This is a genomic window from Acidovorax sp. GW821-FHT11A03, assembly GCF_058809075.1.
On record NZ_JBXASG010000012.1, the window covers coordinates 113,757 to 132,944 of the forward strand.

At 68.8% G+C, this 19,188-nt stretch carries 15 protein-coding genes, 1 tRNA gene and 1 pseudogene; 9 read left to right on the forward strand and 8 right to left on the reverse strand.

Annotation, left to right across the window (positions count from 1 at the left end; genetic code table 11):
• Positions 1–61: 61 nt before the first annotated feature.
• Positions 62–2,392 (forward strand): CHASE2 domain-containing protein, encoded by a 2,331-nt coding sequence (locus AC1RVY_RS25590; RefSeq protein ID WP_492808906.1) that lies wholly within the window; start codon positions 62–64, stop codon positions 2,390–2,392.
• A 200-nt stretch (positions 2,393–2,592) separates the two neighbouring features.
• Here the strand turns inward: AC1RVY_RS25590 and AC1RVY_RS25595 are convergent, their stop codons facing one another.
• On the reverse strand, positions 2,593–4,188 hold the full coding sequence (locus AC1RVY_RS25595; protein WP_492808921.1) for an MASE4 domain-containing protein: 1,596 nt from the start codon (positions 4,186–4,188) through the stop codon (positions 2,593–2,595).
• Positions 4,189–4,600: 412 nt separating this feature from the next.
• Between AC1RVY_RS25595 and AC1RVY_RS25600 the strand changes: the two genes are divergently transcribed.
• The 4 genes from AC1RVY_RS25600 to AC1RVY_RS25615 all read left to right on the forward strand — a co-directional run bounded on the left by AC1RVY_RS25600 (position 4,601) and on the right by AC1RVY_RS25615 (position 8,666).
• Positions 4,601–6,013, forward strand: coding sequence for a glycosyltransferase family 2 protein (locus tag AC1RVY_RS25600; RefSeq protein ID WP_492246538.1), 1,413 nt, complete (start codon positions 4,601–4,603; stop codon positions 6,011–6,013).
• Positions 6,010–6,903: a hypothetical protein gene (locus tag AC1RVY_RS25605; protein ID WP_218295787.1), complete on the forward strand. Its 894-nt coding sequence runs from the start codon at positions 6,010–6,012 to the stop codon at positions 6,901–6,903. The genes AC1RVY_RS25600 and AC1RVY_RS25605 overlap by 4 nt, the downstream gene beginning before the upstream one ends.
• 145 nt (positions 6,904–7,048) lie before the next feature.
• The gene (locus AC1RVY_RS25610) at positions 7,049–8,362 is read left to right on the forward strand and encodes an IPTL-CTERM sorting domain-containing protein (protein WP_492808909.1); all 1,314 of its coding nucleotides are present in this window, start codon (positions 7,049–7,051) and stop codon (positions 8,360–8,362) included.
• A 214-nt stretch (positions 8,363–8,576) separates the two neighbouring features.
• Positions 8,577–8,666, forward strand: a tRNA-Ser gene (locus tag AC1RVY_RS25615).
• Between the two features lie 225 nt (positions 8,667–8,891).
• Here the strand turns inward: AC1RVY_RS25615 and AC1RVY_RS25620 are convergent.
• Entirely contained in the window at positions 8,892–10,154 is a 1,263-nt protein-coding gene (locus AC1RVY_RS25620) for an alpha-hydroxy acid oxidase (RefSeq protein WP_492808911.1), read from the reverse strand.
• A gap of 116 nt (positions 10,155–10,270) precedes the next feature.
• Between AC1RVY_RS25620 and AC1RVY_RS25625 the strand changes: the two genes are divergently transcribed.
• Positions 10,271–11,200 carry a LysR family transcriptional regulator gene (locus AC1RVY_RS25625; RefSeq protein WP_492808913.1) on the forward strand — a complete coding sequence of 310 codons (930 nt, stop codon included), beginning with the start codon at positions 10,271–10,273 and terminating at the stop codon, positions 11,198–11,200.
• Here the strand turns inward: AC1RVY_RS25625 and mnmH are convergent.
• The 4 genes from mnmH to AC1RVY_RS25645 all read right to left on the reverse strand — a co-directional run bounded on the left by mnmH (position 11,158) and on the right by AC1RVY_RS25645 (position 15,676).
• Positions 11,158–12,273 (reverse strand): tRNA 2-selenouridine(34) synthase MnmH, encoded by a 1,116-nt coding sequence (gene mnmH, locus AC1RVY_RS25630; RefSeq protein ID WP_492808915.1) that lies wholly within the window; start codon positions 12,271–12,273, stop codon positions 11,158–11,160. The two genes, AC1RVY_RS25625 and mnmH, sit on opposite strands and share 43 nt — an antisense overlap.
• On the reverse strand, positions 12,273–13,313 hold the full coding sequence (gene selD / locus AC1RVY_RS25635; RefSeq protein WP_492808923.1) for a selenide, water dikinase SelD: 1,041 nt from the start codon (positions 13,311–13,313) through the stop codon (positions 12,273–12,275). Before selD ends, mnmH begins: the two co-directional genes overlap by 1 nt.
• 63 nt (positions 13,314–13,376) lie before the next feature.
• On the reverse strand, positions 13,377–14,699 hold the full coding sequence (serS, locus tag AC1RVY_RS25640) for a serine--tRNA ligase (protein ID WP_492808917.1): 1,323 nt from the start codon (positions 14,697–14,699) through the stop codon (positions 13,377–13,379).
• A 32-nt stretch (positions 14,700–14,731) separates the two neighbouring features.
• Positions 14,732–15,676 (reverse strand): threonine/serine dehydratase, encoded by a 945-nt coding sequence (locus tag AC1RVY_RS25645; protein ID WP_218298103.1) that lies wholly within the window; start codon positions 15,674–15,676, stop codon positions 14,732–14,734.
• A 166-nt stretch (positions 15,677–15,842) separates the two neighbouring features.
• Here AC1RVY_RS25645 and AC1RVY_RS25650 point away from each other — a divergent pair, with 166 nt between their 5' ends.
• Entirely contained in the window at positions 15,843–16,538 is a 696-nt protein-coding gene (locus tag AC1RVY_RS25650) for a CBS domain-containing protein (protein WP_218298104.1), read from the forward strand.
• A gap of 143 nt (positions 16,539–16,681) precedes the next feature.
• On the opposite strand, the gene ispH is transcribed toward AC1RVY_RS25650, so the two are convergent.
• Both ispH and AC1RVY_RS25660 read right to left on the reverse strand, forming a co-directional pair.
• Positions 16,682–17,719, reverse strand: coding sequence for a 4-hydroxy-3-methylbut-2-enyl diphosphate reductase (ispH, locus tag AC1RVY_RS25655; RefSeq protein ID WP_218298108.1), 1,038 nt, complete (start codon positions 17,717–17,719; stop codon positions 16,682–16,684).
• Positions 17,720–17,742: 23 nt separating this feature from the next.
• The gene (locus AC1RVY_RS25660) at positions 17,743–18,207 is read right to left on the reverse strand and encodes an FKBP-type peptidyl-prolyl cis-trans isomerase (protein WP_218339952.1); all 465 of its coding nucleotides are present in this window, start codon (positions 18,205–18,207) and stop codon (positions 17,743–17,745) included.
• 89 nt (positions 18,208–18,296) lie between these two features.
• On the opposite strand from AC1RVY_RS25660, the gene radC reads away from it, so the two are divergent.
• Entirely contained in the window at positions 18,297–19,010 is a 714-nt protein-coding gene (gene radC / locus AC1RVY_RS25665; RefSeq protein WP_218339950.1) for a RadC family protein, read from the forward strand.
• Positions 19,007–19,188 (forward strand): annotated as a pseudogene (locus tag AC1RVY_RS25670) (hypothetical protein); the annotation flags it as partial. The gene radC and the pseudogene AC1RVY_RS25670, both read left to right, overlap by 4 nt.

Genomic DNA, 19,188 nt, shown 5'->3' on the forward strand with positions numbered 1-19,188 from the left:
GCCCGCCCGCGCCCCAGCCCGGCACCGCGCCCGCAGCCCAGGGCACGGAGAGGCTGAGCCGATGCGGACCGCCGGACGGACCCGGGGCCAGCAGCGGCGCCTGGAATGGAGCCTCCTGTCCATCGCCCTGCTGGGGCTGGTGGCGTGGCTCAGCACCGCCGACAGCCTGAGCCGGGTGAACCACCTGGTGCAGGACGCCGGCCTGCGCCTGATCTCCCGCCCCGCGCACCCCGACATCGTGATCGTGGCCATCGACGACCCCAGCATCGCGGCGATCGGCCGCTGGCCCTGGCGGCGGGCGCTGCACGCGGAACTGATCGCGCGGGTGTCGGCCCAGCAGCCCCGCGCCATCGGCATGGACGTGCTCTTCAACGAGGAGGACCTGGACTACCCCGGCGACGACGTGCTGCTGGCCGACGCCATGCAGCGCAGCGGGCGCGTGGTGCTGCCGGTGCTGCGGCGCGGCCATGGCCCGGCCGCCGACACGGCCGACCTGCCCTGGCCCGCGTTCGCGGATGCCGCGGCCCGCCTGGGCCACGTGCACGTGGTGCCGGACAACGACGGCGTGGTGCGCAGCCTGTACCTGCAGGAAGGGCCGGCCGCGGCGCCCTGGCCCCACTTCAGCATGGCGCTGCAGTGCGTGGCGGACCCCGCCCTGGCGCACTGCGCCGCCCCGCACGCCGGGCCGGGGAACGCCGAGCCCGCGCGCATGGCGGCCTCCGGCCCATGGCAGCGCGCCGACCGCACCCTGATTGCCTACGCTGGCGGACCGGGCCACTTCACCACCTACTCGTACATCGCCGTCTTGCGCGGCCAGGTACCCGCGGATGCGTTTCGCGGCAAGTACGTGCTCGTGGGCGCGGCCGCCGCCGGCCTGGGCGACATGTTTGCCACCCCCATGAGCCAGCAGTCGCGGCTCATGCCCGGCGTGGAGGTGGTGGCCCAGGTGCTGGACGGCCGCCTCTCGGGTGTGCGGATCCAGCCAGCCGCCCCCGCCCTCAACACCTTGTTCAACCTGGCCCCGGTGGCGGGCGCGCTGCTGGCCCTGCTGCTGGTGGGGCCGTTCATCGCGCTGCTCACCAGCGCGGGGCTGGGGGTGGCCACCCTGCTGCTGAGCGTGGCCCTGCCCTGGTGGGTGGGCCTGCAGTTCGCGCCCGCCGCGGCACTGACCGGGCTCGTGCTGGCCTACCCCCTGTGGAGCTGGCGCCGCCTGAGCGCGGCCGCCCACTTCCTGCGGCTGGAAATGGAGCGCCTGCAGCGCGACGGCCTGTCGATGCGGCTGCAGCCCCGCACGGGCGATTCGGGCGATTTCCTGGAAAAACGCATCAACGCCGTGGAGCGCGCATCCCGCCAGCTGCGCGACCTGCACCACTTCGTGAGCGAGAGCCTGCAGCAGCTGCCCTCACCCACCATCGTCTGCGACCCCCAGGGGCGGATCCTGCTCACCAACGTGGCAGCGCGCCGCCACGTGGGTGGAGACCCGCTGGTGCCGCTGCAGGGGCAGTCCGTGGTCGACCTGCTTCACGACCTGGTGCAGACCGGCACCGGGCAGCCGCTCATCACACAGGACAAGCTGCTCAACCAGTGCATGCCCGAACAAAGCGAAGGCAACGACGCCCAGGGCCGCAGCCTGCTGGTGCAGTGCAGGCCCTTCACCGACCTGGCCAAGGCGGGCTGGCTGATGACGCTGGTGGACCTCACCGAGATGCGGCGCGCACAGCTGCAGCGCGACCAGGCGATGAATTTCATCTCGCACGACATCCGCACCCCCAATGCCTCCATCCTGACGCTGCTGGAAATGCAGCGTGCCTACCCCGGCCGCATGCCGGGCGACGAGCTGATGCTGCGCATCGAGCGCTATGCGCGCGCATCCCTGGGCATGGCGGAAAACTTCGTGAAGCTGGCCAGCGCCGAGACGCAGGAATACCGGATGGCCCCCCTGGACCTGGTGGCGGCGCTGGCCGAAACGGTCGACGACATCTGGGCCCTGGCCCGCGACCGTGGCGTGGAGGTCACCATCGCCGCCGCGCCGGAGACCGCCCCCGCCGTGGGCGACCGCGCCATGCTGTGCCGCGCGCTGGCCAACGTTCTGCACAACGCCGTCAAGTTCAGCCCCGAAGAAGGCGTGGTGCAGTGCTCCATCGTGCAGCGGGGCCGCCATTGGGTCGTGTCGGTGCGCGACGAAGGCCCCGGCATCGCCCCGGAACTGCAGGGCCAGCTGTTCGCGCCGTTTCGCCGGCTGCATGACCGCAGCCACCCCGCCATCGGAGGCGTGGGGCTCGGGCTGGCGCTGGTGCACACGGTGATCCAGCGCCACGGGGGGACACTGGAAGTGGACAGCGATGCGGGGCGCGGGGCGGAGTTCAGGCTGGTGCTGCCGCTGCGGGCATGATGACCGATGCAGGCCGGCAACCCGGAGGTTGCCAGGCTCCAATTTGCTACACATTCAATAGCATTTTGCGCTTGTGCATCAAGCGCCATCGGCACTTTTTGCTCCTGCTTGCCAGCCTCTTCCCCGGCGCATCCGCCACCTGCCAGTTTCTGGGCTGGGCACGCCGCGCCGCGCATGCGGGGCCGCGGGAGGGGCTTTCTTCAGCCCGTGGCCCCCGCATCCTGCGGTGTCGGCGCCTGGGGCAGCGAAAAGCTGAAGGTGGCGCCCGCGTTCAATGCGCCGAGAGCCCACACGCGCCCCCCATGCCGCATCACGATCCGCTGCACAAAAGCCAGGCCCACCCCAGTGCCAGGGAACTCCTCGGCGGTGTGCAGCCGCTGGAACAGTTCAAACAGCCGGTCCACCCTGGCCATGTCGAACCCGATGCCCTGGTCGGCCACCTGGTAGACACATTCACCGCCGTCCCCGCTGCCGGAAATCTGGATGTGCGCGCCCTGCGGGCCGCTGTACTTGACCGCATTGGAGATCAGGTTCACCCACACCTGCCGGAGCAGGGCCCGGTCGCCCCAGCCTTCCGGCAGCGGCGCCACCGCGAACGCGGCATCGCGCCCCGGTCCGGTGTGCCGCACGTCCGCGATGACCTGCTCGACCAGGGCATTCATGTCGACGCAGGCAGGGTGCATGGGCTGGCGCCCCAGGCGTGCGAAATCCAGCAGGTCGCGGATCAACTGCCCCATCTTTCGCGCGCTGTCGTCGATCACCTTGAGCATCCGCCGCATTTCCGCATCCTGGTGGCTGTCGGAACGCTCGAGCAGCATGCCCGCGAACCCCTGAATCACGCGGACGGGCGCCTGCAGATCGTGCGATATGGAATAGGAGAAGGCATCCAGCTCCCGGTTTTTCTCCACCAGTTCCGCCGCCTGGGTCTGGATCTGCCGCCGCTTTTCTCGCTCCGCCTGGTAGGCCGCCGCCAGCCTTGCGTGGAGCATCGTGTTCTCCACCAGAAGCACCGCCAGCAGCGCCGTGGAAGCCATCAGCCCGTACAGGCGTCCGGCGTAGAAACCCAGGTCGAAGCGTCCGCCGTTGAGCACGGCGGAGAGCGCGATGTCAAACAGCCACGCGCACATGGTGACCACGAGCAAGAGGTCCAGCACCACCAGCGGCCTGCGCCGCAGGAGCAGCAGCAGCGCGACCACGCTGACGCCCCAGACGGTGGTGACGACGGCCAGCATGGTCGGCGTGTACCGGCTGCCCTGCATGATCGGTGGCAGCAGCGACTGCCCCACGGTCGCCAGCGCAGTGAGGGCTGCCACGGCCGCCAGCACGGCGGCCACGCTGATCGCGGTGGAAAAAAGAAAACCCGCTTGCGCGGGCGCGGCTTCGGGCTGGCTGGCCGCCGCTGGCTTGCTCAGCGCGTACCCAATCACCGCCGCCGGGAACCCGGCGTGCCAGAACATGTACAGCCAGGCAGTGCTCTGCGGCCCCGCGCCCAGCCAGCCGCCCTCGGCGACCAGGCCCGGAAACGTGAGCGCGTGCGCGATCGCCACCAGGGCCGTGAACAGGTACCCGCAGGCCAGAACGCGCAGGCCCGCATGCCCCAGGATGCGGTACTGGCCCCACAGCATGACCGCGGTGATCAGATCGCTCAGCACCAGGGCGGATTGATAGGCGGGGATGAACGCGCCCATCTTTGGCAGGGGCAGCTTGGCGAAGGGCATGGCCGCCAGAAACAGCACGGCCGACACGACAACGGCGCCCAGGGCCCAGCGCCGTCCCACGGGGCCCGCGGGTGCCATTGCCAAGAAAATCGGTCGCTCTGGAGTGGTTGCCTCGGTGCCCATGGTGTTTTTTGCACACGTCGAATGCCGCAGAAACGCCAGGAAAATCCCTGCCCGGCGGCGCGGCGCCCCATGCCCGGACAAGGTCCATCATGGCCCAAGGCGCCCAGAGTGCAAAGAAAAAGCGCTCTGTACGGACCCGGGGTTCCGCACAGAGCCCTGCACCGCGCGGGCACGCGCCCGGCGCGCCCGCACAGTTGCTTTTGCGCCCGCTGGGCGGCCTGCAGGGCCATTGCGGTTGACGCGCATCCACGCCAGCAGCAAAATTCGCACACCACAGTTTCAATTTTTTACAAATACGCACCTGCTTGTGACCTGGGCCGCGCCCACCCGCCTGCCCCCGACTACAGCCCACAAGGCGAGTTTCCCGATGACGCGCAACCTCCAGACAAGCCCTGCGGCCCTGCCCACGCTCGAACCGCAGCGCGCGGCCAGCCCCGCCAGCACATCGCCGCCAGCCCCAGCAGCCACGAAGTGGGCGCGGCCGTACCTGTCGGTGCGGTGGAAATTTGCGTTTGCATTGTTCGCCGGAGTGGTGTGGATGGCTTTTTCCATCTATGCCGCGGATGCCTGGGTGCACGATCTGGCGCGGGTCATCAGCCCGTGGGCGGCCTACCCGGTGATCTACGGCATCGCGGTGGTGCCGGGCTTCATGAACGCATTCCTGGTGGTCAGCCTGTTGCTGGACCGGCGCCCCGCGGCAAGACACTCCAGCGCGCGCCTGCCGGGAATCACCATCCTCGTGGCGGCCTACAACGAGGAGGAAAGCATCGTCTCCACGATCGAGAGCATCTCGCGCCAGGAATACGAGGGGCCGTTGCAGGTCGTGGTGATCAATGATGGCTCGAAGGACTCCACCGCCGAAAAGCTCGCGGGCCTGGACTATCCGTGGCTGCAGGTGCTCAACCTTGAACACAACGTGGGCAAGGCCAACGCGCTCAACGCCGGCCTGGCCCTGGTCCGCCACCACCTGACCATCACCGTCGACGGGGACTCCTACCTTCACCACAGCGCGCTGCACAACCTGGTGCGCCGCTACATGAGCGATCCGCCCAACACCCGTGCCGTGGCAGGCGCGGTACTCGTGCGCAATTCCCGCAAGAACATGGTCACGGCCATTCAGGAATGGGACTATTTCCATGGCATTGCCGCCATCAAGCGCCTGCAGAGCCTGTACCAGGGCACCCTCGTGGCCCAAGGCGCGTTTTCCGTGTACGACACGGCCATCCTTCGCGAACTCGGCGGATGGGCCCATACGGTGGGTGAAGACATCGTGCTCACATGGGCGATCCTGGAGCGCGGACATCGCGTCGGCTTCGCGGAGAACGCCTGCCTTTTCACGAACGCACCCGATACCTGGCTGCAGTTCATCCGCCAGCGCCAGCGCTGGTCGCGAGGGCTCATCGAGGCCTTCAAATCGCACTGGCGCCTGCTGTTCAAGCCGCGCATGACCACCTTGTTCATCTGGTGGAACCTGCTGTTCCCCTACATGGATCTGGTCTATACGTTCGCCTTCGTTCCAGGCCTCGTGCTGGCGCTGTTTGGCGTGTACTGGATCGCGGGGCCCATGACGCTGCTGGTGCTGCCGCTCGCTATGATCGTCAACTACCTCATGTTCACCGTCCAGGCCAAGATGTTCACCGAACAGGGACTCAAGGTCCGCCGCAACGTGCTGGGGTTTATCTTCTACGCCTTGTTTTACAGCGTGGTGCTGCAGCCCGCATGCGTGCTGGGCTACATCAAGGAACTGGTCAGCCGGTCAAAGAATTGGGGTACGAAATGAAGGGGCGTTTCATTGGCGCGCTGGCGGTGCTCTGTGCCTGCGGCGTGCAGGCACAGTCGGTTTCGGGCTCGTTCTTCGCCAGCCGCGATTCAGACGACTTCCATGAAAGCAGGCAGACGCTGGGCTATGCGAATGCCGCTGGCTGGGGCCTGCGCGCCGGAGCCCTGCGCTACACGGCGCCGGGTTGGGCGGCCAGCGGCAGCCTCGCGGCAGGCACCTACAAGCAAACCAGCAAGGAACGCACCATCGACGCCAGTTTGGGCGCCGCCCGCGTGGCGGGCACCAGCTACCTCGTGGGGGGGCTCGACTACATGGAGCGGCTGACCCCTTCCACGGCGCTGGGGGTGAGCGTGGAAAGAGACCTGGTGAACTCCATCCGAGGCATCGAGAACGGCACGCATTTCACAGCCCTGGCACTGGTTCTCGACCACGCCTTCACCGAGCGATTCAACGTCGGGGTGGCGGCAGGCACGGCGCTGTTCTCCAACGACAACAACCGCCCAATACTGCGCACCCGCTGGAACTACTCGCTGGACGAACGCTATGGGCTCAATGCCTACATAAAAACGCGCAGCTACCACAACACCAACGCCTACCGGCCAGAGTACTTCTCCCCAGAGCGGCTGCATGAGGCATCGGCGGGCCTGTCGTCGCGGTTCGAGGTGGCGCAGGTGGTGGTGCTGAGCGCCAGCATCGATGCCGGCCAGCAGCGCGTCGATGGCGCGTCGGAGCCGATATGGCGGGGCGCCATCGGCCTCGCATCACGGCGCAGCAGCCCGGTCCAGTGGTTTGTCGGCATCGAGGCCAGCAACACGGCGCCCTTGTTCTCCGGCCAGGCCGGGTCATACCGGTACACCAGCGCTTCCGGACGGGTGAGCCTGCCCTTCTGATCACCGATGAGGCCGGGCACATGCGAGACTCACTGGCCGTGGGGGCAATGCAACTGCAATCGCAGGCGTGTCGCCACAGGTACGCAGGCAGCGTGGATGCGCTGTGTCAAATGAAACGCTTCTTGGACTGTACGGGATCAAAACCATGATGCTCTTTCACCGCCGCATCGCAGCTCTCCTCGTTCTGGCCGCCGGAGCTTTTCTGTCCTCGGCCTACGCTCAGGATCTGACTGTCTCGAAGAGCCATGCCGGGAGCTTCTTGCAAGGCCAGGTGGGGGCCACCTATACCGTGTCGGTGTCCAATACCGGGGGTGCGCCCAGTGCGGGTGCAGTCACCGTCTCGGACACGGTGCCTGCCGGACTCACTCCCACAGCGGCAGCGGGTGCTGGCTGGGTCTGCAGCATCGTGGCCCAATCTGTCTCATGCACCCGCAGCGATCCGCTCGCCGCTGGCGCAAGCTATCCACCGATCACCTTGACCGTGAATGTGTCGCCGGCAGCGCCCCCGTCCCTGACGAACACCGTGACGGTTGCAGGGGGCGGGGATATCAACTCCTCGAACAATTCCGCATTGGATGTGACAACCATCGGGGCGGGCCCCGATCTTGTGCTCACCAAAGGCCATACAGGCAATTTCACGCAAGGCCAGATTGGCGCCGCATATACATTGACGGTATCCAATACTGGCGGCTCGCCCACCTCAGGCCTCGTGACGCTGACCGATACTGTGCCTGCAGGATTGACACCGACTACCGCTTCAGGAACCGGCTGGACTTGCAACATTGCGGGCCAAACTGCCACATGCACTCGGTCAGATCCCTTGGCATCAGGCGCGAGTTATCCCGTCGTCACCTTGACCGTGAATGTCGCGGCCAATGCGCCAGCGAGCGTGACCAACACTGCTACGGTGACAGGAGGCAGCGATGTGAATGCAGCCAACAACACGGCTACCGATCCTGCGACAGTCATTCCGTTGCTACCGGATCTGACCGTGGCCATGCCGGCCAATGGCCCGTTCAGCCAGGGGCAGACAGGCGCCACCTACACGATCACTGCATCCAATGGCGGAGTGGGCCCGACGAGCGGCGCAGTCACCGTGACCGATGTCCTTCCTCCTGGGCTGAGTGCAACAGCCTTGGCGGGCGCTGGCTGGGCCTGCACGCTCGCGACGCTGACCTGCACCCGAAGCGATCCGCTGAGTGCGGGCGCGAGCTATCCCTCCATCACATTGACTGTGGGTATCGCGGCCAATGCACCCGCTTCGGTCACCAATGGCGCCCAGGTTTCTGGTGGTGGGGAGACGAATACCGCCAACAACCTTGCCACAGTGGTGACGGCTGTTGCTGTTGTACCCGTGTCGCCAGCCTCCATCCCCACCCTAACCGAGTGGGCCTTGGTTGGCCTGTCCGCACTGCTGGCCATGTTTGGGCTAGCGAGGATGCGGCGCCGCACTGCCTGATAGCCGCTTCGCTCCAGCACCTACCCAGCAGCCTACCCATCGCTCCAGAGTTCAGAGGCTCCCGTCTGGCCGTGGGCCGCACGCTGGTGGCGGTGCTGGAAAACTACCAGCAGGCGGACGGCAGCGCAACGGTGCCCGAGGTACCGCCCCCCTGGGTAGCACTGCCGCGCGAAGGCCCTGAAAACCTTGCTATAATCGCAGGCTTCGACACACAGGAGAGGTGGCAGAGTGGTCGAATGTACCTGACTCGAAATCAGGCGTAGTGGCAACACTACCGTGGGTTCGAATCCCACCCTCTCCGCCACTGATAAGGCCCTGATGCTATTTAATCAATAGCGCAGGGCCTTTTTCTTTTGGTTTGCCGGCACCCCCTGGGCAGCCAGGCAGCCTTTGGGGCATGCAGGACCCACGCCCTGGGCACCCGATCCGCTGCGATCAAGTCGCGGGCTGAGGCGGGCCAGACTGCAGCTCCCCCACCACAACGCACCGCAGCCGCACTGACATCGTTGCGCCAGGCCGCAGGCACCCGTCAGGACGCCAGCCCTGGCGAACATTGCTCCTCAGGCCCCCGCCGCCGCACCAGGTGCCGAGGGCCCAGCTCTCCGCAGCTGGTGGCGCCCAGCATGGCAAGGTTGCGGTCCACCTCGTCGCGCAGCAGGGTGATCGCGTGGTGCACTCCCGCCTCGCCGGCGACGGCGGCTGCATAGTTGAACGGGCGTCCCACCAGGACCATGCGCGCGCCCAGCGCGATGGCCTTGAGCACGTCGGAGCCACGCCGGAAGCCGCCGTCGATGAGCACGGGGTAAGCGGGCCCCACGGCGGCCACCACCGCTTCCAGCACCCGCATGGGCGATGCGGCGCCATCGAGCTGGCGGCCGCCGTGGTTGGACAGCACCACGGCGTCGGCCCCGATGCGCTGCGCCTGTAGGGCATCCTCCACGCTCAGCAGGCCCTTCACGACCAGCGGGCCCTTCCAGCGGCGGCGGATGGCTTCGAGGTGCCGCCAGCCAAGGTGGTCGCGCGCCGAGAAATCGCGCAGCACCGTGGACGAGACGATGGGAGCGCCGCGCGTGGCGAACGAGTTCTCGAAATGCGGCATGCCATGGCGCAGCAGCGTGCGCAGGAAGGTGCCCGCCACCCAGCGCGGCCGCACGAGGCCATCCCAGGCCAGGCGCAGGCTGGGCTTGAGCGGCGTCGAGAAGCCCGTGCGGATGTTGTTCTCGCGGTTCGCCGAGATCGGTATGTCCACCGTGACGACCAGCGTGCGAAAGCCCGCGCGCTCCACCCGGTCGACCAGTGCGTCGATGCGGACCTGGTCGCCGGGCAGGTAGGCCTGGAACCAGGTGCCCGGGCTGTCGCGGGCCACGTCCTCCATCGGGATCAGCGAGGTGCCGCTCATCACCGAAACAATGCCCACGCGCCGCGCCGCGCGTGCCAGCACGAGGTCGCCCCGGTAAGTGGAAAGGGCGTTGATGCCCATGGGCGCGATGCCGAACGGGCTGCTGTAGCGTTCGCCAAACAGCTCCACCGCCTGCGAGCGCCCCGACACGTCGCGCAGCACGCGCGTGACGAAGGCGTGCTCGCCGAACACGCCACGGTTGTCGCGCAGCGAGGCACTGTCCTCGGCCGCGCCAGCGATGTAGCCGAAGATGGGCCGGGGCAGGCGGCGGCGCGCGGCCTCCTCGAAATCCTGCAGCGACAGCATGCGGCGCAGCACGGCCGGCGCGGGGCGCGCGGGGGGCAAGGGGGCGGGCGCCAGGGCGGCGGGGGCCAGATGGGGGAGGGAGGCCATGGGCACGGGGCTTTCATTGCATTCAGGAATTGCGCCACTGTAGGTTTGCCATTCAATGAATGAAAGCGAAATATTTAGAATGAATTAATTCTCTTTATGCCAACAAGGACCCCGCCATGCCCACTCCGTCGGTCAAGCAGCTCGAGGCTTTCTGGTGGGCGGCCACCTGCGCCAACTTCGCCACCGCCGCCGGCCGCGTGCACCTGTCCGTGTCCTCGCTGTCCAAGCGCATCACGGAACTGGAGGCCGCGCTGGGGCAGCCGCTGTTTGACCGCAGCGGACACCGCGCCGTGCTCACCGAGGCCGGCACGCGACTGCTGCCCGCCGCGCTGGATGTGCTCAACGCCGTCGCGGCACTGGACCAGGCACTGGATGCGCGCGCAGATCTCGCGGGCCACTGCCGTTTTGGCGTGGGCGACCTCTCGGCCCTCACCTGGCTGCCCGCGTTCGTGGCAGCGGCGCGCCGCGCGCATCCCCGCCTGTCCCTGGAGCCCTGCGTGGACGTGGGTGGCGTGCTCGAGCGCCGCCTGGACGACGGCGAACTCGACTTCGCGGTGATCGCGGGGCGCTCGTCGCGCAGCACGCTGCGCTCGCAGCCCGTGGGGGCTGCGCGCTTCACCTGGGCTGTGGCCGCCGATCTGCCCGGCGCCGGCCGCCTGGGGGCGAAAGCGCTGCTGCAGCAGCATCCGCTGGTCGCCCTCCCCCCGGGTGCGGGCACCACGCGGCTGCTCGATGACTGGCTGCTCGCGCACCGCGTTGCGGTGCGCGAGCGCATCCTGTGCAACAGCTGGGGGGCCGTGGCCGGCATGTTGCGCGCGGGGGTGGGCGTGGGCTTTCTGCCCGCGGCCTGGGTCGGCACGCCGGGCTTGCGCGCGCTGGGCGGGCGCACAGCGCTTGCACCCCTGCAGTACGCGTTCCAGTGGCGGCGCGGCGATGCGCGGGCGTTGATACCCGCGATGCAGCGCCTGGCGCAGGCCCAGGTGGATTTTTCGGTGCCGCCGGCCTACGGCGGGGGGTCAGAGGCCACGGAGCGATCGCGCAGGTAGGCCAGCACCGCGCCGAACTCCCCCTGAAACTCGATGCGCCCCGCCCAGCTTTCACGCTGGTAGGCGTACATGGGGTCGTAGTAGTCGCGCAGCAATGCCGCGATCCAGCCACGGTGATGCGCAACATCGCCATGCGCCTTTTGCCGCGCCAGCGCGTGGAGCATCGTTGCGCGCAGCATCTGGTGGCGGTCGCCGCCCAGGCGCCGGGCCAGCTTGTCCAGGCTTTCCAGCAATCGGGCAGAGAACGATTCAAACCCCGCCGCCGGGCCCTGCGCGGCGCAGAACTCGGCGCACTGCCCGACCACGTAGTCCCGCAGGATGCGCTCGACCCGGGCGTCGAAGGCATCCTCGACATGGACCATCGGCGCCTGTTCCAGGCGCAGGCGCAGCTCCAGCGGCACGGCGCAGCGGCCCACATGCCGGCCTTCGTCCTCGACCACGAACAGCCGCTGCCCCGCGGCCCGCTTCTTGAGGATATCGATCGCCAGGCGGTTCTCGAAATCGATCTGGGCCGGCTGGCCGCTGACACGCTGCCCAAAGCTGGACCCGCGGTGGTTGGCGTGCCCTTCCAGATCCAGGCCGTTGGGCAGCTGCGAGATGAGCTCGGTCTTTCCGGTGCCCGTCAGCCCGCCCAGCACGACCAACGGGCATTCGCGCGCCGCCGCCTGGGTGGTCTGCAGCAAAAAGGTGCGCAGGGCCTTGTAGCCGCCGGCCACGCGGGGGTAGGCGATCCCGGCATCGGCCTGCAGCCACTGCTGGACGATCTGGGAACGCAAGCCCCCGCGAAAGCAATACAGCACGCCCTGCGGATGGGCCGCCGCGAACTCCGCCCAGGCCTGGGTGCGTGCGCGCCTGATCTCGCCGGACACCAGCGCATGCCCCAGCGCGATGGCCGCCTGCTGGCCCTGGTGCTTGTAGCAGGTGCCCACCTTCTGGCGTTCGGCATCGTCCATCAAGGGCAGGTTGGCCACGCCCGGAAATGCGCCCTGGACGAACTCCACCGGCGCACGCACGTCCATCAGGGGCACATCGTTCAGGAAGATGTGCCGGTAGTCGGCCAGGGTGTCCAGCATCAGCGCAGCGTGACAGCGAAGGCCTGCCGGGAAGTGAGATGGCCTATGGGCTCCATCTGCGGCAGCCCGGACTCGGCGGCCACCGCGAGGAATTCACGCTCGCCCTGCGGCGCCACCGCGATCAGCAGGCCTCCGCTGGTCTGCGGATCGCACAGCAGCTGCTTTTGCACTTCGTCCAGCGGACCGATCCTGGCGCCATAGCTGTCGAAGTTCCGCAGGGTACCGCCCGGCACGCAGCCCTCGGCCAGGTAGTGCTCCACGCCACGGATGCGCGGCACGGCGTCGTAGTCGATCACGGCGCTCAGGCCACTGCCCTCGGCCATCTCGACCAGGTGGCCCAGCAGGCCAAAGCCCGTGACATCGGTCATGGCCATGACACCCGGCAATTTGCCAAACCGGCTGCCCGGCTTGTTCAGCGTGCACATCAGGTCGCGCGCGCGGCCCACGTCCTGCGGGCGCAGCCGGGCCTTCTTTTCGGCGGTGGTGAGGATTCCGATGCCCAGCGGCTTGGTGAGGTACAGGCGGCAGCCCGCAGTGGCGGTGTCATTGCGCTTGAGGTGGCGTTTTTCCACCACGCCGGTCACGGCCAGCCCGAAGATGGGCTCCGGCGCATCGATGGAATGCCCGCCGGCCAGCGGGATGCCTGCGGCATCACAGACCGCACGCCCGCCGCGCACCACGTCGCGCGCCACCTCGGGCGGTAGCACATTCACCGGCCAGCCCAGGATGGCGATGGCCAACAGCGGGTCCGCGCCCATGGCGTAGATGTCGCTGATGGCGTTGGTCGCCGCGATCCGCCCGAAATCGTAGGGGTCGTCCACGATGGGCATGAAGAAGTCGGTGGTGGAGACCACGCCGCGTTCGCCATCCAGCGCATAGACGGCGGCGTCATCGCGGGAGGCATTGCCCACCCACAGCCGCGGGTCCAGGTTCTGGGCCCCGCTGCCCGCAAGGATCACGTCCAGGACCTTGGGGCTGATCTTGCAGCCGCAGCCCGCCCCATGGCTGTACTGCGTGAGGCGGATGGTGGGGCTGGCCATGGTGTTGTCAGAGGAAGTCATGCTGGATTCTCCCCCGGCGCGCCGTCCCCGTGGCCCGCCCCATCAGGCGGCGGGTGCGAGCACCGCCACGCCGCCCATGTACGGGCGCAGCACCTCTGGTACCTCCACGGAACCGTCGGCGCGCTGGTAGTTCTCGAGCACGGCCACCAGCGTGCGGCCCACGGCCAGGCCGGAGCCATTGAGGGTGTGCAGCAACTCGTTCTTGCCCTGTGCGTTCTTGAAGCGGGCCTGCAGGCGGCGGGCCTGGAAGGCCTCGCAGTTGCTCACCGAGCTGATCTCGCGGTAGGTGTTCTGCGCGGGCAGCCACACTTCCAGGTCATAGGTCTTGGCGGCGCCAAAGCCCATGTCACCCGTGCACAGGCTCATCACGCGGTAGGGCAAGCCGAGCTTTTGCAGCACGGTTTCGGCGTGGCGCGTCATTTCTTCCAGCGCTTCGTAGCTTTTGTCCGGGTGCACGATCTGCACCATCTCGACCTTGTCGAACTGGTGCTGGCGGATCATGCCGCGCGTGTCGCGGCCGTAGCTGCCCGCTTCCGAGCGGAAGCATGGCGTGTGGGCCGTGAGCTTGATGGGCAGCTCGGACTCGGCCACGACCACGTCGCGCACGAAGTTGGTCAGCGGCACTTCGCTGGTGGGAATGAGGTACAGCGCCGCGTTGTCGGGCACGGGCTCGCCGTCCTGGCCACCCTTCTTGGCCGCGAACAAGTCGCCCTCGAACTTGGGCAGCTGGCCCGTGCCCTTGAGCGAGTCGGCGTTGACGGCATAGGGCACGTAGCACTCGGTGTAGCCATGCTCCTGGGTCTGCACGTCCAGCATGAACTGGGCCAGGGCCCGGTGCAGGCGGGCGATCTGCCCCTTCATCACCGTGAAGCGCGAGCCCGAGAGCTTGACGCCCATGTCGAAATCCAGGCCCAGCGGCGTGCCCACGTCGACGTGGTCCTTGACCTCGAAGGCGAAGCTGGCGGGCGTGCCCCACTGGCGCACTTCGACATTGCCCGACTCGTCCGGGCCCACGGGCACGGATTCGTGCGGCAGGTTGGGCACGGCGACCAGCATGGCCAGCAACTCGGCCTGGACCTGTTCCAGGCGGGCGGCCGATTGCTCCAGCTCCACCTTGCCTGCGGCCACCTGGGCCTTGACGGCTTCGGCGCCGTCCTTGTCGCCCCGGCTCATGAGCATGCCGACCTGCTTGGACAGCTGGGTGCGCTGGGCCTGCAGCTCTTCGGTGCGGGTCTGCAGCGTCTTGCGCTCGGACTCCAGGGCCTGGAACGCGGAGACGTCCAGGAAGGCCTGGGGCTTTTTGCGTGTTTCCAGGCGCGCGATGGCGGTGTCGAGGTCTTTGCGGAGGAGAAGGATGTCAAGCATGGCTGGATTTTAAAGGGGTGGTCGGCCCCGGCTCAGGCGAGGCTGGCGGGGTCGAAGTTGGCGCCGCAGAGAATGAGGGCCACGGTTTCCTGCGGCTGGGGCCGGTAGGCACCCGTCTGCAGGGCCGCCAGGCCCAGCGCGGCGGCGGGTTCCACGGCCAGCTTCAGCTCTTTCCACAGCCACAGCTGGGCGGCGCGGATGGCGTCATCCGGCAGCAGCAGGGCATCGTGCACATGGCGCTGGCTGACCTCCCAGCCAATGGCGCCGATGCGGCGGGCGCCCAAGGAATCAGCAGCCACGCCACCCACCTCCACATCCACCGGCTGGCCTGCGGCGCGCGCGGCATGCAGGGTGGGCGCGCGCTCGGGTTCCAGCGCGACCACGTGGGCGCGGCTCTCCACCCACGCGGCCACACCGCCGATGAGGCCGCCACCGCCCACGCTGACCAGCACCGTGTCGGGCAGGCGGCCGCCCTGCTCTTCCATCTCCAGCGCCAGGGTGCCCGCGCCGGCCACCACTTCGGGCTGGTCGTAGGCGTGGGCCTGCAGGGCGCCCGTGGCCTTCTGGCGGGCCACGCACGCCTCGAAGGCTTCGGAATACGCCGCGCCGGTGACGACCACGTCGGCGCCCAGCGAACGCAGCCGGGCGCGCTTGGCCTCGGGCGAGACTTCGGGCACGAAGACCTCGCAGCGCACGCCCAGGGCCTTGGCGGCGGCGGCCACGGCAATGCCGGCGTTGCCGCCGGAGGCGATGATGACCCCGCTCTCGGGCACGGGGTTGGCCAGCAGGCGGTACAGCATGCCGCGCGCCTTGAAGCTGCCGCCCACCTGCAGGTGCTCCAGCTTGAGCCACACCTCGCCGCAGTCCACGCCCAGGGATCGGCCCGGCACGCGCATCAGCGGGGTGGTGCGCAGAAAGTCGGGCTGGGCGGTGGAAATGTGGCGGCGGGCTTCGGCGATGGCGGCGCGATCGATCATGCGGGGAGACTCCAGGGGAAATCGGACAAAGGCAGGCAGTGTAGGGTCTGCCCGCCCGCCCCGCGGCAACACACGGATACACGCTGCCCTCCAATGGCGCCGTGCAAGTGCCGATAACATGGACAGGGTCCGCCGCCTTGGGCGGACACGCCAGCAGGAGGCAAGCATGTTCTTTGTGTTCGGCCCATCGGGGCAGATGTACCGGGGAGGGCCGGAAAACCTCTCGCAGATCTCTGCCGTGCGGCGCGTGCAGCGGCCCCAGGCACTGCGCACGCGCGCGCTGGATGTGCCCGCCGAGCCGTTTCAGTCCCCGGCCCCGCTCCACCCCGCGTTCTCGCCGCCCGCCAACCTGCGCCTGCAGGACGCCGTGAGCGCCTATGCGCAGACCGAGCAGGGGCCCCAGCAGGCACGCCAGCCCCTGACCAAGGTCAGCGATGTCATGACCACGGGCGCCCTGAGCGTGGAGCCCGGGGCGCGCGTGAACGATGCCTGGCAGACCCTGGCCGAGCACAAGGTGGCCCAGGCCCCCGTGGTGGACCCGCTGGGGCGGGTGGTCGGCCTGCTGCTGCGGGCCGACATGGCGCCCCTGGACCTGCTGCCCGAGCCGGGCGCCGTGAAACAGGCGATCGAGCTGGCACGCCGCCCCGTCTCCGAAGTCATGGTGAGCCCCGTGCCCACCGTGGCGGCCGACACCGAGCTGCGCCGGGTGGCCGCCGTGCTGCTCGATACGGGCCTGCCGGGCCTGCCAGTGACGGACGATGCGGGGGTGCTTTCCGGCTTCATCTCGCGCACCGACATCCTGCGCGCGGTGGCGGCCGACCCGCCGCTGGACCTGTGGAGCGGGCCTGCGGTCTCGCTGTAGGCGCCGCCGTGGGCCCCGGCCACGGCGGGATTGACTAAAAAACGGCCCCAGCACTTGCCCATCAAGCGCAAACAGCTATCAATTCAGGAGCATTCGCAGCGGCGCGGCGGCCCCTGCGGATGCCGCGGCCCGCGCATGCCGGGCTAGTGCCTGGCGGGCCCGGTCTCCGGCGTGCGCTCGGTGAGGGCCAGGCCCGTGGCGCCATCGATCTTGAGCCCCTTGGGCAGCGGAAACTTGATGGTTTCCTCGATGCCCGCCATGGTGCGCACCGACACGGCCCCCAGCGCCTTGATGCGGTCGATGACCTGCTGGACCAGGATCTCCGGGGCCGAGGCGCCGGCGGTGAGGCCCACGCGCGCCACGCCCGCGAACCAGCCCGGCTGCAGTTCGTCGGCGCTGTCCACCATGTAGGCCGGCGTGCCCAGCCGCGCCGCCAGCTCGCGCAGGCGGTTGCTGTTGGAGCTGGTGGGGCTGCCCACCACGATCACCACGTCCACCTGCGGGCTGAGCACCTTGACGGCGTCCTGCCGGTTCTGCGTGGCGTAGCAGATGTCCTGCTGCTTGGGCTCGCGCACGCTGGGGAAGCGCGCGCGCACGGCGGCCGAGATTTCAGCGGCGTCGTCCACGCTCAGCGTGGTCTGCGTGACCACGGCGAGCTTGCCGGTCTGCGCGGGCTGCACGCGGGCCACGTCGGCCACGTCTTCCACCAGGTGGATGCCGTGGTCGAGCTGGCCCATCGTGCCCTCCACCTCGGGGTGGCCCTTGTGGCCGATCATGATGAACTCGTAGCCTTCCCTGGCGAGCTTGGCCACTTCCACGTGCACCTTGGTCACCAGCGGGCAGGTGGCGTCAAAAATGCTGAAGCCGCGCGCCACCGCCTCCTGCTGCACGGCCTTGCTCACGCCATGGGCGCTGAAGACCAGGGTGGCGCCCGGGGGCACATCCGACAGCTCCTCGATGAAGATTGCGCCCTTGGCCTTGAGGTCATTCACCACGTAGGTGTTGTGCACGATCTCGTGGCGCACGTAGATCGGCGCGCCGAACTTCTGGATGGCGCGCTCGACGATCTCGATGGCGCGGTCCACGCCCGCGCAAAAGCCGCGCGGCTCGGCCAGCAGGACCTCGACGTCCCCGCCCTCGCCCGCGTGTGGCGCGCCGGGCAGCGGCCCGGCATCGCTCATGCTGCGGCCAGAAATCTCGCTGCTCATAGCACCCCGATCAGTTGCACTTCAAACGTCACCGGCTGGCCCGCCAGCGGGTGGTTGAAGTCGAACAGCACGGCGCCGTCATCGCGCACCTGCACCACGGCGCCCGCGTAGCTGCCCTGGCCGTCCGGCGTGGGAAACTGCACCACATCGCCCACGCTATAGCGCTCTGCCGGGTCGCCCAGTTCGTTGAGCAGCTTCCTGGCCACCCACTGCTGCATCTCGGTGTTGCGCTCGCCAAAGGCCTCGCCCGCCGCCAGCTCGAACGTGGCGCGCGTGCCCTCGGGCAGGCCCAGCAGGCGCTGCTCCACGGCGGGCGACAGCTGGCCTGCGCCCAGCGACAGGGTGGCGGGCTTGTCGGAGAAAGTGTTGATCACATCCCCCGCCGGGCCCGCCAGGCGGTAGTGCAGCGTCAGGAAGGAGCCCGGCTGGACGGTGGGAAGTGGGGTGTCGATAGAGGTCATGAAAGTCCCGATAAACTGGCCTGCATTGTAGAAAACCGGGCAAAGCCCTACGCCCGTCGGCCCCTGACGGGTGTCGAAGACCCAGCGCCATGCCCCTCAAAGACCTGCCCTCCGACGCCCAGCCGCGCGAAAAGCTGCTGGCACGCGGCCCCGCCGCCCTGGCCGATGCCGAGCTGCTGGCCATCCTGCTGCGCACCGGCACCGTGGGCAAGGGCGTGCTGCAGATGGCGCAGGAATTGCTGGACACGCCCGGCGTGGACGCGGCCACGGGACGCGTCACCGGCGGTTTTGGCGGCATCGCCGGACTGCTGCACACCAGCGCCGCCGACCTCACGCGCATCAAGGGCCTGGGCCCCGCCAAGCGCGCTGAGCTGGTGGCCGTGCTGGAACTGGCGCGCCGCGCCCTGGCCCAGCAACTGCGCGAGCGCGAGACGTTCGACTCGCCCAACGCCGTCAAGCACTACCTGCAACTGCACCTGGCGGCCAAGGGCCACGAGGTGTTCGCGGTGCTCTTCTTCGACAGCCAGAACCGCCTGCTGGCCATGGAGGAGTTGTTTCGCGGCACGCTCACGCAGACCAGCGTGTACCCGCGCGAGGTGGTGCTGCGCGCCCTGCACCACCAGGCCGCCGCCGTGGTGCTGGCCCACAACCACCCCAGCGGCAGCGTGGAGCCCAGCCGCGCCGACGAGGCCCTCACCAAGACGCTGAAGGCCACGTTGGCCCTGGTGGACGTGCGCGTGCTCGACCATGTCATCGTCGCCCCCGGCAAGGCGCTGTCGATGGCGGAACAGGGCTTGCTGTGACGGCGCCCGCGCCGCCCGCCGCGCCCACGGCCCTGCACGCCGCGCTGGCCCGCGCCACGGCCGTGGCGCCCCCGCCCGGCGCACCCGCCCCGCCGCAAGCCGCGCCCCGGGCCACCCGACGCGCCGCCACGGCCGAGCGCAAGGCCGCAGCCCAGGCGGGGGGGGGGGGGGGGGGGGG